The sequence below is a fragment of the Peribacillus frigoritolerans genome, from assembly GCF_040250305.1.
GTDB lineage: Bacteria > Bacillota > Bacilli > Bacillales > DSM-1321 > Peribacillus.
The window spans coordinates 358,278-373,642 of record NZ_CP158190.1; the positions used below are offsets into that span (position 1 = coordinate 358,278).

General features: G+C 40.0%; 10 protein-coding genes and 1 pseudogene. 8 read left to right on the forward strand and 3 right to left on the reverse strand.

Annotated elements, in window-relative coordinates; translation table 11 throughout:
- Positions 1-599 precede the first annotated feature (599 nt).
- From pbp4b to ABOA58_RS01820, 4 genes are all read left to right on the forward strand, one after another.
- Entirely contained in the window at positions 600-1,973 is a 1,374-nt protein-coding gene (pbp4b, locus tag ABOA58_RS01805; protein ID WP_350302764.1) for a penicillin binding protein PBP4B, read from the forward strand.
- A gap of 363 nt (positions 1,974-2,336) precedes the next feature.
- Entirely contained in the window at positions 2,337-2,786 is a 450-nt protein-coding gene (gene hutP / locus ABOA58_RS01810) for a hut operon transcriptional regulator HutP (RefSeq protein WP_095392619.1), read from the forward strand.
- 114 nt (positions 2,787-2,900) lie between these two features.
- Positions 2,901-4,418: a histidine ammonia-lyase gene (hutH, locus tag ABOA58_RS01815; RefSeq protein WP_350300983.1), complete on the forward strand. Its 1,518-nt coding sequence runs from the start codon at positions 2,901-2,903 to the stop codon at positions 4,416-4,418.
- Between the two features lie 324 nt (positions 4,419-4,742).
- Complete coding sequence (locus ABOA58_RS01820) at positions 4,743-6,140, forward strand: amino acid permease (RefSeq protein ID WP_350302765.1); 1,398 nt, start codon at positions 4,743-4,745, stop codon at positions 6,138-6,140.
- A 678-nt stretch (positions 6,141-6,818) separates the two neighbouring features.
- On the opposite strand, the gene ABOA58_RS01825 is transcribed toward ABOA58_RS01820, so the two are convergent.
- Both ABOA58_RS01825 and accD read right to left on the reverse strand, forming a co-directional pair.
- Positions 6,819-7,772 carry an acetyl-CoA carboxylase carboxyltransferase subunit alpha gene (locus tag ABOA58_RS01825; RefSeq protein ID WP_350300984.1) on the reverse strand — a complete coding sequence of 318 codons (954 nt, stop codon included), beginning with the start codon at positions 7,770-7,772 and terminating at the stop codon, positions 6,819-6,821.
- Complete coding sequence (accD, locus tag ABOA58_RS01830) at positions 7,769-8,626, reverse strand: acetyl-CoA carboxylase, carboxyltransferase subunit beta (RefSeq protein WP_350300985.1); 858 nt, start codon at positions 8,624-8,626, stop codon at positions 7,769-7,771. Before accD ends, ABOA58_RS01825 begins: the two co-directional genes overlap by 4 nt.
- Before the next feature lie 720 nt (positions 8,627-9,346).
- Here accD and ABOA58_RS01835 point away from each other — a divergent pair.
- Both ABOA58_RS01835 and ABOA58_RS01840 read left to right on the forward strand, forming a co-directional pair.
- A complete protein-coding gene (locus tag ABOA58_RS01835; protein ID WP_350300986.1) occupies positions 9,347-10,318 on the forward strand; it encodes a sporulation protein in 972 nt (323 codons plus the stop codon).
- A 62-nt stretch (positions 10,319-10,380) separates the two neighbouring features.
- The gene (locus ABOA58_RS01840) at positions 10,381-10,776 is read left to right on the forward strand and encodes a sporulation protein (protein WP_350300987.1); all 396 of its coding nucleotides are present in this window, start codon (positions 10,381-10,383) and stop codon (positions 10,774-10,776) included.
- Positions 10,777-10,939: 163 nt separating this feature from the next.
- Here ABOA58_RS01840 and aspA read toward each other — a convergent pair.
- Positions 10,940-11,190: pseudogene (gene aspA, locus ABOA58_RS01845) on the reverse strand (aspartate ammonia-lyase); the annotation flags it as partial.
- Positions 11,191-12,408: 1,218 nt separating this feature from the next.
- Between aspA and ABOA58_RS01850 the strand changes: the two are divergent.
- Positions 12,409-13,614 (forward strand): quaternary amine ABC transporter ATP-binding protein, encoded by a 1,206-nt coding sequence (locus tag ABOA58_RS01850; RefSeq protein WP_350300988.1) that lies wholly within the window; start codon positions 12,409-12,411, stop codon positions 13,612-13,614.
- A gap of 4 nt (positions 13,615-13,618) precedes the next feature.
- Positions 13,619-15,346, forward strand: a complete 1,728-nt coding sequence (locus tag ABOA58_RS01855) for a glycine betaine ABC transporter substrate-binding protein (protein WP_350300989.1) — start codon at positions 13,619-13,621, stop codon at positions 15,344-15,346.
- Positions 15,347-15,365: the final 19 nt, after the last annotated feature.

A 15,365-nucleotide genomic window follows, 5' to 3' on the forward strand; every position in this document is an offset into this window, starting at 1 on the left:
ATACGGAATAACAAACACAATGAAAGCCTGTATAAAAACCTGCCATTCTGGAAGGTAGGAAACAATTGTTTTCCACATTTTCATCACCCTATATTTGTCTCAGATAGCAGCTGAAATTCCTTTATTTCTCAAATAGTATTAATATCTTCTATGTTTCTTATGCAATGAAGTTAAAAAGCCATTAGCTGTATTTGCCATCAATTTATACTTCGCATAGTAGAGGAGAAACTCGACTTATCCGATTGACTCATTGATTATGGTGAACTTTAATAAACATTGGTTTTTCTTCTTTGAACTGGGGATGACTTATGCTCACGATTTGAAATATAATTTTAAAAATATCAATATCAAATTGAAATGATGATCGAAATGACATATACTGAAAATTGAGAATTATTTGTAAATAACATCCGATTTTGGGAAATATCCACATTTATCAACTTGAGAATAATATAACCCAATCGCAACCCGGAACATACACGATTAGTGCTTTATCGGATTGTGAAGCCTGGTGAAAAAGGAACGGAATGAATGAGATTATTATCTTTCGGTAAAGTTGCTCTTTATTTTCTAAAGTGATTTCAAAGGGGTGGAAAATGATGAATATATGGACAAGCTGCACAATTAGTTCAATTCTGGCACTTTCCTTACTAGCACCATCCGTGTCTTTTGCTAATGAAAATTCAAATCATGAAGCCGCTGTGAGTAAGGAGAATGCCGGCCAGTATCCAATATTAAAGAAAGCAAAAAAACCAGAAGAAGCGGGCTTTTCGTCTGAAAAGCTGGAAAAGGTGGATCAGCTTATTGAAATGGAAGTGGCAGCCGGTTTCCCCGGTGCTGCCCTGATTGTCATAAAGGACGGAAAGATCGTTAAAAATGAAAGCTACGGGTACAAACAGAAGTTTAATGAACATACACCTCTTAAGAAGTTTCAGAGAATGGAAAATGACACGTTATTTGACCTTGCTTCAAACACGAAGATGTATGCAACCAATTTTGCCATTCAGAAACTAGTCAGCGAAGGCAAGCTGAATATCCAGGCAAGAGTCCAGCAATACATTCCTGAATTCAAAGACACGGAGGAGGATGTAATCAAAGGAAAGGACAATCTGAGGATTATTGATGTTCTTCATCATACAGCAGGGTTTAGACCCGATCCGCAATACCATAATCCAAAGGTTTCGAAAGAACTTTATTCCCAGGAGCGGGACAAGACCATCGAGTTCATTTCCAAAACACCGCTCACATATGTACCTGGAACACAGAATGTCTACAGTGATGTCGATTATATGCTGCTTGGCGCAATTGTTGAAGAAATAACTGGTCAGCAGCTTGATGCCTATGTTGAAAATGAATTGTACAAGCCGCTTGGTTTGAAAAATACAAAGTTCAATCCTCTTCAAAAGGGCTTTAAGCCAAAGGATTTTGCCGCAACTGAATTGCTTGGCAACACCCGGGATGGCGTGATAGACTTCCCTAACATTCGCACATACACACTTCAAGGGGAAGTACATGATGAAAAAGCCTTTTATTCGATGGGAGGCGTTTCAGGGCATGCCGGTCTTTTCTCCAATACGGAAGATATGGCTGTCCTTCTGCAGGTGATGCTGAATGGCGGGGGATACGGTAAACATATGTTGTTTGATCAAGAAACCATCGATGAATTCGTCGCACCTTCCGAGATGAATCCTACATATGGGCTTGGGTGGAGACGAAATGGCGATGCAAGCATGGAGTGGATGTTCAGTCCTCATGCGAGTGACGGTGCCTACGGCCATACTGGATGGACCGGGACAGTCACGATCATTGATCCGGAGATGGATTTAGGGATTGTGTTACTAACAAATAAAAAGCACTCTCCGCTCGTTAACTCTGTAGCCAATTCCAATCAGTTTTTTGGCGACCTCTTCAAAACAGGAAGCTATGGAAGTGTTGTAACTGCTATTTATGAAGCATTGGAAACGAATGAATGAATGTATATTTCCCATAAAGTTTAAGGCCTCCCATTTGTTCATGTTGGTAGGACTTTTTTCTTGTTATCATTATGGCAGGATGTCTGGATTTCTTTTATCTCCAATCAACATTTAATATTTTGGTGAAGTACAGAAAAATTTCAGAAAAAAAGCCCATTTTCAGGACGTTTATGAGGATGGGCTTTTTTTGCAGTTTTCAAAGAATATTGATGAGAACTGTACGGGCAGAAACCGGCTTTCGGGAGTGATGAATCATCCCCTAAAAGAACTATTTTAAAAAATATATTGACCGAACAGCTTGTATCCGCTTACAATGATATTTAGTTATTAGTGTATTTAGAAAATTGTAAAAGAGGTACCTGCATGACAAAGGAATTCGACAGAAGAATCGGGCGCCATGCAATCATGTACGCGTTTGCGAACGAAGAGGAAGAAGTCATATTGACGAATGACCTTAAGCGGATGGATTGGCTTTATGGAAAAGGTAAAGTCGGTTCAATGGAGCTGCAGAAAATAGTTGCGGCCATTGAGACATCAGCGAAAAGGCTTGGATTAGTCAATCCCGATATGTATCGTGAAATGCATGCGCTGTATCATGCGATCATCGAAGCACTCCAAGGAGTGACACGCGGCCAAGTTGAGCTTGGCGGTCTTTTGAGGACTGCGGGCCTTCGGTTTGCCATCGTTCGGGGCAGGCCGTTTAAAAACGGGGACGAAGGTGAATGGATTGCTGTAGCCGTGTATGGAACGATTGGAGCACCGGTACGGGGATTTGAACATGAAGCCGTTGGCTTGGGAATTAACCACATTTAAATAATTAAAAGCCTATAGTTATTTAGTGAAATAGGGGGCTGTATTGAAAGACTGGATAAGTCTGTCAATACGGCCTCCTTTTGTTTGTTTAAAAAAAGAATAGGGGTGCATGAAATGATTATGTTAACGGGCCAAACTTTAACGATTGAAGAAGCGAAAAAAGTATTGTATGGGGAGGCATTTGTCACGGCTTCTGCCGAGAGTGTCAAGAAAGTGGAAAAGAGCCGGGAAGCGGTTGAAAATATCGTGAAGCAAAAGAAAGTCATCTATGGCATCACAACAGGTTTTGGGAAATTCAGCGATGTATTGATTGATGCAGAGGACGCAGAGCAGCTACAGTGGAATTTGATTCATTCCCATGCTTGCGGAGTCGGGGAGCCGTTTCCTGAGGTCGTTTCGAGAGCTATGGTCCTTCTCCGTGCCAATGCGCTATTAAAAGGTTTTTCCGGCGTCCGTCCTATCGTCATTGAACGTTTGATCGATCTTTTGAATGCCCATATCCACCCGGTCATCCCTCAGCAAGGTTCTCTTGGGGCAAGTGGGGACTTGGCGCCGCTTTCGCATTTGGCGCTAGTATTGATGGGAGAAGGGGAAGTGTTTTATAAAGGAGAGCGAATGGAGGCCATCGCAGCTTTATCGAAAGAAGGCATTCTTCCTCTGACACTTAAAGCAAAAGAAGGTCTGGCATTAATTAACGGAACACAGGCCATGACTGGGATGGGCCTCGTAAATTACATTGAAGCCGAACAGCTGGCACATCAAACTGAAGCGATCGCTTCACTGACGTTAGAAGGTTTACGCGGCATAGAAGATGCCTTTGATGCCGATGTTCATCTAGCACGAGGCTACCGCCAGCAAACAGAGGTCGCGGAACGGATTCGTCGCATGATCAACGGCAGCCAGCTCATCACCAAACAAGGAGAACTGCGGGTACAGGATGCTTATTCGCTCCGCTGCATTCCGCAAGTGCATGGGGCATCATGGCAAACACTTGATTATGTAAAAGAAAAACTGGAAATCGAAATGAATGCTGCGACGGATAATCCGCTTATTTTTGACGATGGGGAAAAGGTTATTTCAGGGGGGAACTTCCATGGCCAGCCGATTGCATTTGCGATGGACTTCATGAAAATCGCTGTTGCCGAGCTTGCGAACATTTCAGAGCGCCGCATTGAGCGACTCGTCAATCCTCAGCTGAATGATTTACCGCCATTCTTAAGTCCGTCACCTGGCTTGCAGTCGGGAGCGATGATCATGCAATATTGTGCCGCTTCACTAGTTTCTGAGAATAAAACACTCGCACATCCTGCAAGTGTTGATTCCATTCCATCTTCAGCGAACCAGGAAGATCATGTAAGCATGGGAACGATTGGGTCCCGACACGCGCATCAAATCATTCAGAACGTACGCCGCGTTTTGGCGATTGAGCTCATTTGTGCCTTGCAGGCGGTGGAATACCGCGGAACAGAAAAGATGGCTCCGTTTACAAAAGAGTTGTATACGGAAGCCAGAAAGCTCATTCCAAGCATTACACAAGATCGTATCTTTTCTAAAGATATTGAAGCAACGGCAAGCTGGTTACATCAAATCGATTGGAATTCATTTATTCATAGGAGTTTACCTACAACATAATATGAAGTGCGGAATATCCGAATGAATGTTAGGCTTATAGCCCTTTGAACTGGGTTTTAAGCCTAACATCGTTATTTAAATGCTACATAGATCCCAGAAATCCAAAAAGGTCTCGGCATTAAAGAAAATGACCTTGAAATAGTAATAAATGCAGGAAGTGACCATTGATGGAATGATCGGCTTTACCTATTCGTGCTAGATTAAAAATGCATTTTTGGAGGGGAATCTAATTTGGAAAATCGGCAATTGCAACCACCTGTCATAAATGAAAAAAACCAGCCGTCAAATACTTTACAAAGGAAGCTGAAAGCGCGCCACCTTACGATGATATCGCTAGGCGGTGCAATTGGTACAGGGCTGTTTCTCGGAAGCGGGCCGGCCATTCACTCTGCAGGACCTGGCGGTGCTTTGGTCGCTTACGCCGTAATTGGTATAATGGTTTATTTTATTATGACAAGCCTTGGGGAACTGGCATCATTTATGCCAGTCAGCGGAGCTTTCAGTACCTATGCTACGCGTTTCATCGACCCAGCATTAGGGTTTGCGCTTGGTTGGAACTATTGGTTCACTTGGGCGATGACACTTGCCGCGGAACTATCTGCCGCAACGATGGTAATGAAGTTTTGGTTTCCTGACAGCTCGTCTTTTTTATGGAGTTCTTTGTTTTTAGTTTTGATATTCTTATTGAATTACGTATCCGTTAAAGGGTATGGCGAAGGGGAATATTGGTTTTCCCTCATTAAAGTGGCAACCATCATCATTTTTATCGTTGTCGGAATATTGATGATATTCGGGATTATGAACGGAGAGGCGATTGGTTTTAAAAACTTCACAGTTGGTGACGCTCCGTTTGCCGGTGGTTTTTTGGCTACATTGGGTATTTTCATTGCTGCTGGATTTTCTTTTCAAGGTACAGAAATAGTCGGTGTGGCAGCCGGTGAAAGTGAAGACCCGGCAAAAAATGTACCTCGTGCAGTTCGCAGCATTTTTTGGAGAATCTTCCTCTTTTACATCCTGGCCATACTTGTTATTGGACTGATCGTTCCTTATACGAATGGCAGTCTGCAAGGACACACGATCATGGTTAGCCCATTTACGATGGTGTTTGAAAAAGTGGGACTGGCATTCGCTGCTTCCGTGATGAATGCCATCATTTTGACAGCCGTATTATCCGCTGGAAATTCGAGTCTTTACGTGACGAGCCGAATGTTGTACTCAATGGCAAAAGAAGGACTGGCACCGCGTATTTTTGGGAAGCTTAACAAGCGCGGCGTTCCCATTTGGGGACTGGTTGTCACTTCACTTGTAGGGATGCTGGCCTTTTTTGCTTCCGTTTTCGGTGATGGAGTTATTTATATTTGGCTAATGAATGCGGTTGGAGTCACTGGATTTATATTTTGGCTAGGTATAGCGGCGAGCCATTACCGGTTTAGAAAAGCTTATATTGCTCAAGGGTATTCACTGGACGATCTTCCCTATAAGTCAAAGTGGTTTCCTTTCGGACCGATATTTTCCTTTGCTCTTTGTTTTTTCGTTTTATCGGCGCAAAACTATCAGGCCTTTATCGGCGCTGAAATTAACTGGGCCAGTGTGTTCGCTGCCTATCTTGGCATCCCATTCTTTCTGGTAATGTGGCTTGGATATAAGTTCATTAAGAAAACAAAAGTAATTCCGCTAAAGGATTGCAAAATTGATTTTGATGAACATAGGAATGCAAAATAGACATAAGACTTCTTTTAATAATTTATTTGGATTAATTATTAATAAATACAACTTTCTATGTTAAGAAAGTTAGCAGCCTTTAAATGACAAGGTTCCTTACCGCCAAGAAACAAAATAAACAATAATTTGAAGTGATGAAAAAATGATCATCTGTTCCAGTCGATTAAGCCGAAGTAACAGTTGGAGATGATTGAATCAATACGCACTATATCAATTTCATTTTAGGGATATTCCTTTTTTAAGAACTGGTAGTATCCCATTATCCCCCTACAAGTAGAGTGACAAAATGTCCTTAATAATCTACCTGGAGGGGATTTTTTTATGGCGGAAAAGGGACAAACATTTAAAACATATACAGTAGAATTAAAGCGTGAAGTCGTTCGATGAAGTTGGAGAGGTTCATTGAATTTATGCTTTGTTTAATAGGAAAGAGACTTACCTAGATATAGATTAATTAACGGTTTTGTAAAACAGAGATAAGCCCTTCCAAAAGGGTTTGGAGGGTTACTTGGCATGGCCATGAATAATGTAACAAAAGGATATATAATGATTCAGGGTAATTGGGGAGGAAAGACATTGATAATATATTTTGTCTTACAAAATATATGAAGGTATTGTTGAGTCTATCGTCTATATGAAATGGTCTATGAACATGTTGGAAAATAATTGTTCATCAACTTATTTAAATGTCCTTTCCTCCATATACTCACCAATTTTGCGGAACTTATCAAAACGTTGTTGGCGTAGAATGCCTTTATCTAATTGACCAAGTTCTTGTAATGCTTTTCGTAATGTTTCTTTGATAAATTGCGATTGAAGTGGGATGTCAATATGTGCTCCTCCAACAGGTTCTTTGATGATCTCATCAATCACCCCTAGCTCCATCAAGTCCTTAGCCGTAATTTTCAATACTTCAGCTGCTCGTTTTGCTTGTGTGGCATCCTTCCATAACACTGCTGCTGCTCCTTCAGGTGAAATAACCGAATAAAATGTGTTTTCTAGCATGTAGATTCGATTGCCAATCCCTAGAGCCAACGCACCACCACTCCCACCTTCACCAACTACAAAGCAAATGATTGGTACTCCAAAACTAGCCATTTCACGAAGATTATGGGCGATAGCTTGAGATTGTCCACGTTCTTCGGCTTCACGTCCTGGGAAGGCTCCTGGCGTGTTAATAAATGTTACGATGGGGCGATTGAACTTATTGGCTTGTTGCATAATTCTTAGGGCTTTTCTGTAGCCTTCAGGTTGCGACATGCCAAAACGGCGATAGATATTGTCTTTTGTATTTTGACCTTTTTGATTTCCTAAAACAGTTATAGGCATTCCTTCGAAGGTAGCTATTCCTGAAACTAATGCAGGGTCTTCCCCATAAAGTCTGTCACCATGAAGTTCAATGAAGTCATCAAAAATATGGTGGATAAAATCTAAAGTAGTAGGGCGTTGTTGAATTCTAGATAATTGAATTTTATCCCAAACTTCCATATTCTCATTAAGATGAGTTTTGATTTCATTGACTTTTTGCTCAAGATTTTTTAATACTTCGTTAAGGTCAAGATTATGCTTTGTAGACACCTCTTTCAGTTCAGCAATTTGATTTTCCAGTTGTTTTAATTCTTGCAAATTCATCGTTTAAAACACTCCCTGAAATTGAGATGATGGATTTTTAAAATGGTTGTTAATGATTGTTTTAATTCACTCCTATTTACAACCATATCCAGTTGCCCATGTTCCAATAAAAATTCAGAGGTTTGAAAATTCTCTGGAAGTTCTTCTCTTATAGTCTGTTCAATTATGCGTCTTCCTGCAAAGCCAATTAAAGCTTGTGGTTCGGCAATATTGATATCACCTAATGAAGCGAAACTAGCAGAAACTCCACCCGTTGTAGGATTGGTTAAAACGGATACGAAAAGAATTTTTTCGTAGTTTAGTTGTTCTAAAGCAACACTTGTTTTTGCCATCTGCATGAGACTAAGAATTCCTTCTTGCATGCGAGCTCCGCCGCTTGCTGAAAACAATATAAATGGTTTTCGTGTTTTTAATGATTCCTCAATGGCTCTTGTGATTTTTTCACCGACTGCTGATCCCATGCTTCCCATACGGAAACGAGAATCCATGACACCAATCACAACCGGATAGCCACCTATGGAAGCTTCCCCAGTAATAACCGCATCATTTAATGCAGTCTTATTCTTATCAGAAATTAATTTATCTTTATATTCAGGGAAGTTCAACGGGTCAACGGAAATTAAACGTTTATTGAATTCCGAAAAAGAACTACTATCTGTAAGCATTGAAATGCGGTCATATGCTGTAACGGGGTAGTGATATTGGCACTTCGGACATACATTCAATTCTATTTTCATAAGAGATTCATCATAGGTTTCCCCACATGATTTACAAGTAAAAGGGATGGGAGTTAAGCTTTTGTCTATTTCAAAAAAAGAGTTCGATTCTATTTTTTCTCTTTTTAATGGATACATCTTCATCAATCCTCCTGTGGTAAGGCCGCTGTATTACAAGTTACGCTCACCATTCTTTAAAATATGGAGCGTGATATTTAGCTTTTCTTAAAAAGTTTTATACAAGCAGAAATCATTCTAGAGAATAAAGATTTTATTTGGTGGGTGCTTCATTATGAAATTATCTATTCCTGTATGAATGCATTTTTACCTGGAAAATCAGAAACTTACGATTTTATTGACGGGAATTACAAAGGCTTGTATACAAACCGAGTATACAAACATTAAAGACTTCTTATTATCTTTCTATAAAGGGGATAAAGGTTACTTAGCTTTAACAGAACGGTTGTTTGAAGTGTATGAGCGTAATCATTATTTATCGCTCACCATTATTCCAATTCTTAGAAAGAACGATTTACCAAATAGCAAATCGTCATTTAATAAAGCTAATACTTCCATTAGTTGGTGTAAGCTCATAATATGCAATTACTAATATAATTGAATGGGCTCATTCTTACTTGGATAATATTTTATTGGTTTATCAGATTGTAAATAGATAAAGATTAATAGTTTTTTTAATCTAAAGGGGCAGTTAGGAACACATAATATTCAAGAGGACAATATTAGAAAAATGGAAGGTGAATGAAACTTTAAGAGCTATATATTCGTATAAACTGATGGGTTCAACCGAAAGTGAAATTATCATAACAGACTAAGCAAATTAAAGGAGGAATGAACCAAATGTTTAAGAAGTTTATGGCTAAGTTAGGGAAAGGTGCAGCAACTGTCGATTTACGCTACGAAAACCGTTCTTATTATGCTGGTGAGACACTAAAAGGGGAAGTAATTTTACATGGCGGAGAAGTGGAACAACAAATTAACCAGTTAGCAGTTGGCTTCATGATTAAAGTGAGGACAAAACACGGGGAAAGTGTCACGAAAAAAGTGTCATCTGTACCTTTAAGCGGTCCGTTTACCATTAAGGAAAAGGAAGAGAAACATTTTGATTTCACTTACAATATCCCCCAAGATCTTCCTCTGACAAGAGGTTCGATTTCTTACTTTTTCGATACTCACTTAGATATTCAAGGTGGATTGGATCACATTGATGTAGATGCATTGGTCCTTAAGGCTCCAAAGGAACTAGAAGCCATTTTCAACTCACTTGGTAAGTTGGGTTTTCGGGAAAAACCTACTTCAGGAAAAGTGGATGCGTATGGACAGGAATTCTCATTCTTTCCTACTGCTCAATTTGCCGGCCAGGTCAATGAATTAGAGATACGGGTTTCTTCGAAAGAAGATGTAGAGCAGGTGTTTATGGAAATCGATTGTCGAAATGGGCATCAAGAAATTGAAGCCAAACGGGAAATTGTTATTGATCATAGACTGTTAGAGGAACATCAAGAGCTTACCCATTTTTTACAAGAGCAAATTTCAGAGGTTGTGGAACAGCCTCAATTGTTCACGCGTCCATTTTCTTACCATGATCAATATTCACATACAGGAAATAAATTCAGTGGTGTTGGGGGCATGGTTGGAGGATTAGCCGCAGGAGTATTGGGTGGAATGCTGCTTAGCGAAATGATAGATGGTTTGGATATGGATGAAATGTTTGAAGGGGCTACTGATGCCCTCGGCGTAGAAGAAGAAATGTTTGATGTGGATGAACAGTTTGAAGATTTTGGTGGTTTTTTCGGTGATGGGGACGAGTAACTTAAATACCAAACATTAATCATTTTTAAGTGTTGTAGTAAAATTCCAGGAGGGAAAACAACTTGTTGTTGAGAAGATATCTGTCACAATTAGGAGTAGGAAAAGCTGTAATCGACCTTAAATTGCCTAAGGTAATGTATGGACTGGGAGAACGGATAACAGGTGAATACTACATAATAGGAGGAATCTGTGAGCAAAAAATAAAACGGTTGGAGTGTGACTTAGTGCAGCTAGACAAGGTGAATAATGTGCAACGGATCTTTGACACCACAACCATACTGACAACAAAATTTATAGAGGAGAAGCAGGAAATCCTTATTCCATTTTCATTCCAGTTGCCGGTTTCCGCTGCCCTGTCATCAGAGCACATATCCTACCGATTTAACACGAGGTTGTTTTTTGATAAAGGAGTAATAAGCGAGGACCAGGACATAATTCAAATAGTAGACCAAATCTAAGTTCCTTAGGATTATAACGGCAACAACTTCACCAGGGGTGAAGTTGAAAAAAAGAATGTACTCATAAATTGTTTGATTAGCCACATAATCTCCAAGTTAACAGGAAATCTCTATTTTATATTTCTTAACAAAACCTAAAGTACTTTCAAATACTTGTTATATCTTATGTTCTCGACAATGGATGCGCACCTGCAATCTCGGGATGAATCATTTCATAAGGATTCAAAATGCCATCCAGTTCCTCTTTTTCAAGAACCCCATGCTTCATACACAACTCACGGACTTTCCTGTAGCCACAGCTTCGCGAGCAAAATGGAAATCTGTCTCGTAGCCGATATGAGGACTGATTGCCGTGATGATACCGACGTTGGTTTCCACATTTTCTCTCAGGTTCTCTTCATTTGCAGCAATACCACAGAAAGAATCTATAAGTAATAGAAATTATGAATTGGTAAGTGAAAATGAGGGTTTTGTTTAACAAGAAATCTAGTGATGTTAGGATATTCATTTGGGGAAATACGGTTGTTACGTGCCGGATTTTAAAATAACAAAAAATAGTGGAAATAAAATCTTGATAATGAACAGTAAAGCAATAGAGGTGTAGCGATTGGTCACACCGGTTTAGTAAAAATACATGTTAGTGATGGACTGTATTTTTTTATTGAATATCTTTTGCAGCATTGAAAGCTTGTACAGCCAAAGAAGCTCTGTGAACGGATTAATTGAAAGAAGGCAATCCACTAACTAAAGTAGCCATATATCGTTTTTTTTTGTACTTCTGGTTTTGTCCTCGAAGAGTATTCGATTGTAAGATTATTTCCCATTTAAAAAAAATGATAAATCGTTTGTCCGAAAATATGTTTCGATGTCCCGGTTTTGCTTTAACCGTTGATAAATCAATGTTTTTAGAGGGGTGGTGCCACTTTCATAAGGTGCACTATCTTACCGTATATACACAACAATTCCGCCCCACATCATTTGAATTTATATTCATTCTTTGTTAAGGTAATGAAGTACTTTAGGGATACAGGTTCATTCCGTGTGCTGGGACTGGACAAAACTCTAAAAAAAAAACCATTATATTTCAGTTGGTATATGCTGTGCCTGTTAGTTTCCTCAGTTGTATTGCACCTCTTTTCCCTGCAAGCTCAAATTAGACACATTGGGAATCCCATAATCATATTTCTATGCGTTTTGGTGTTATACTGCACTGCAAGTATCATTCCACCTGGTTAAGGAAATGAAATACATTAGAGGGTAGTCGTAAGTCCATCTGGACAAAACTCTAAGTGGAAATCGTTTATATTACAGTTGGTATATGTTGTGCCTGCTTGTTTCCTCAGTTGTGATTGCACCTCTTTTTTCCTACTTGAAATGCTCAATTTATCACACATAATATAATCCAAGTAAAGAAGTACTTCTTGGGAATAATAAATATAGATTATTTTTCTATGCACGTTATGCCCTGTGCACTGAATAAGTGTCACTTCCGCTTTTTTTGAAGAAAAAGCATTAGGGTAGAATTTCGGTTATTTCAAGATACTTGTGCATTAATAATCATCACTCGCATAAAACGGGGGAATTCAGCAAAACTGAATATCATATGGGCAACTATTAGAATGAGGTGACTTGATGAAGCCGAATGTAGAAGTCAGAAATGTCTCGAAAATTTTTGGCAAATCTCCAAAAGCAGCAACAGACTTATTGAAGCAAGGCAAAACGAAAAAAGAAATCTTGAAGGAAACGGGACAAACGGTCGGAGTGAATAATGTTAATTTCGAGATTTATCCCGGCGAGATTTTTGTCATCATGGGCCTATCAGGAAGCGGGAAATCCACTTTGATCCGCATGTTCAATCGTTTGATCGATCCCACTTTGGGTGAAATCTTAATTGATGATGAAGATATCGTGAAGATGAACGCGGCCCGGTTAAGGGAAGTCAGACAAAAGAAAATAAGCATGGTCTTTCAGAACTTTGCTTTATTTCCGCATAAAACGATATTGGAAAACGCTGAATTCGGGCTCGAAATTAAAAAAATGGATCCGGCAAAACGTCATGAAAATGCGATGAAGGCTCTTGAGGCCGTTGGATTGAAAGGCTACGAAAATCAGATGCCATCACAGCTTAGCGGCGGTATGCAGCAAAGGGTTGGGTTAGCCCGGGCACTCGCCAGTGATACGGATATCCTACTGATGGATGAAGCCTTCAGTGCCCTTGATCCATTGATTCGTAAGGATATGCAGGATGAACTGATTCAAATCCAAGATCAGTACAAAAAAACGATCATTTTCATTACCCATGATCTTGATGAAGCATTAAGAATCGGGGATAGAATTGCCCTTATGAAAGATGGAAGTGTAATTCAATTGGGTACCCCTGAACAAATCATGATGAATCCGGCCAATGAATTCGTCGAGAAGTTTGTGGAAGATGTTGATCTATCAAAAGTATTGACAGCGTCTCATGTGATGATACGCCCAGAGAAGATTGCGGTGGACAGAGGCCCGAGGGTTGCCTTGGAAATCATGCGCAAACAAGGGTATTCCAGCATTTTCGTTGTGGATAGGAAGCAGAAGTTATTGGGGGCCGTGACTGCTGAACAGGCACGTCAGGCAATGAGTAATAACCAATCGATCTCTGAAGTGATGACAACCGATATCCCAACTGTAAAAGAGGATGAATTACTTGGAAACCTCATGGATGTGATGGCGACTTCAAGCTTGCCAATTTCAGTCATCGATGATCAGAACAGAATTAAAGGAATTCTTCTCCGCGGTGCCGTTATTGGTGCTTTGGCCGGAAATAAAGATTCCTTGAATGAAATGGAGAGTGAATAATTCAATGAATATGCCGAAAATCCCACTAGGAGCATGGGTCGATTCTTTAGTGGATTGGATTACCATTGTATTTGCTGGATTATTTACATTTATAACGAATGTGATTGAGGGTTTATTGAATATCTTGGTCGATGTAATGAGTGCAGGACCTTCGATCATTTTAATCATCGTCCTGACCCTTCTGGTTACCTATACAAGCAAATGGACATTGGGATTATTTACATTAATCAGCTTACTATTGATTGATAATCTTGGTTATTGGGAATCAAGCATCCAAACACTGGCGATCGTTATTTTGTCAGGATTCCTCACCATATTGATTGGGATACCGATCGGAATATGGTGTGCCCAAAATAAAACCGTGCGCAATATCGTAACCCCAATCTTGGATTTCATGCAAACGATGCCTGCCTTCGTTTATTTGATTCCTTCGATTTTATTCTTTGGAATAGGGGTAGTGCCTGGAATCATCGCGTCATTCATTTTCGCGATCGCACCGACAATCCGAATGACCAATCTTGGGATTCAGGAAGTGCCTAATGATTTGATAGAGGCATCTGATGCATTTGGTTCAACCAGCAGCCAAAAGTTATTCAAGGTACAAATACCATTGGCTACTCCAACGATTATGGCGGGAGTTAACCAAAGCATCATGCTGGCATTATCCATGGTTGTTACAGCCTCATTGGTTGGAGCACCCGGACTTGGGGCGGATGTCTACAGGGCTGTCAGCCAAATTAATGTGGGGCAAGGATTTGAAGCAGGATTATCCATCGTAATCATTGCAATCATACTCGATCGTATCACGCAAAACCTTCGTAAGCCAGCTTACGAGCATATCGTTAGCAGGAAAATCATTTTTACGATTTTGGCTTTACTTTTTGTGGGTACTGCACTATTCAGTACTTTTACAAAAGAAAAAGCAGTGGACGGGGATCAAAACAGTCTTGCTGCCAAAGCCAATTATGAAATCATCGGAATTGAACCTGGAGCAGGAATAATGAAGTTGACTAAAACGGCTATAGATGATTATAAGCTGGATGACTGGAATGTGGTTGAAGGGTCATCGGCAGCGATGGTTGCAGAATTGAAAAAAGCAATTGATAAAAAAGAACCGATCGTCGTTACTGGATGGTCACCGCATTGGATGTTCTCGACATATGACTTGAAATATCTCGAAGATCCGAATGGATCCTTCGGCAAGGCTGAAAACATCAATTCCATTGCCAGAAAAGGACTTGAACAGGATGCGCCTGGTGCCTATAAAATTCTTGATCAATTCTACTGGGAAACAAAAGATATGGAAGATGTAATGGTCAAGGTTGCTGATGGGATGTCTCCTTCAGAAGCAGCAGAAGAATGGATAAAGAAAAATCAGGACAAAGTGTCCAAATGGACCCAAGGTGCACAATCAGGAAATGGTGAAAAGATCAAACTGGTTTATGTTGCCTGGGACACTGAAATTGCCAGTACCAATGTGATTAGCAAAGTGCTGGAGCAGAATGGCTATGATGTAACATTAAGTCAGGTTGAAGTGGGGCCGATGTTTGCTGGCGTAGCAAACGGAAGTGCGGACGCAATGGTGGCTGCATGGCTTCCGGGAACACATCTTGAATACTATAATAAGTACAAAGATGAAATGGTTGACCTTGGACCAAACTTAAAAGGAACAAAGCTTGGTCTGGTCGTACCGGATTACGTCGATATTGATTCGATTGAAGACTTAAAATAAGAAAAAAGAAGAAATTTTG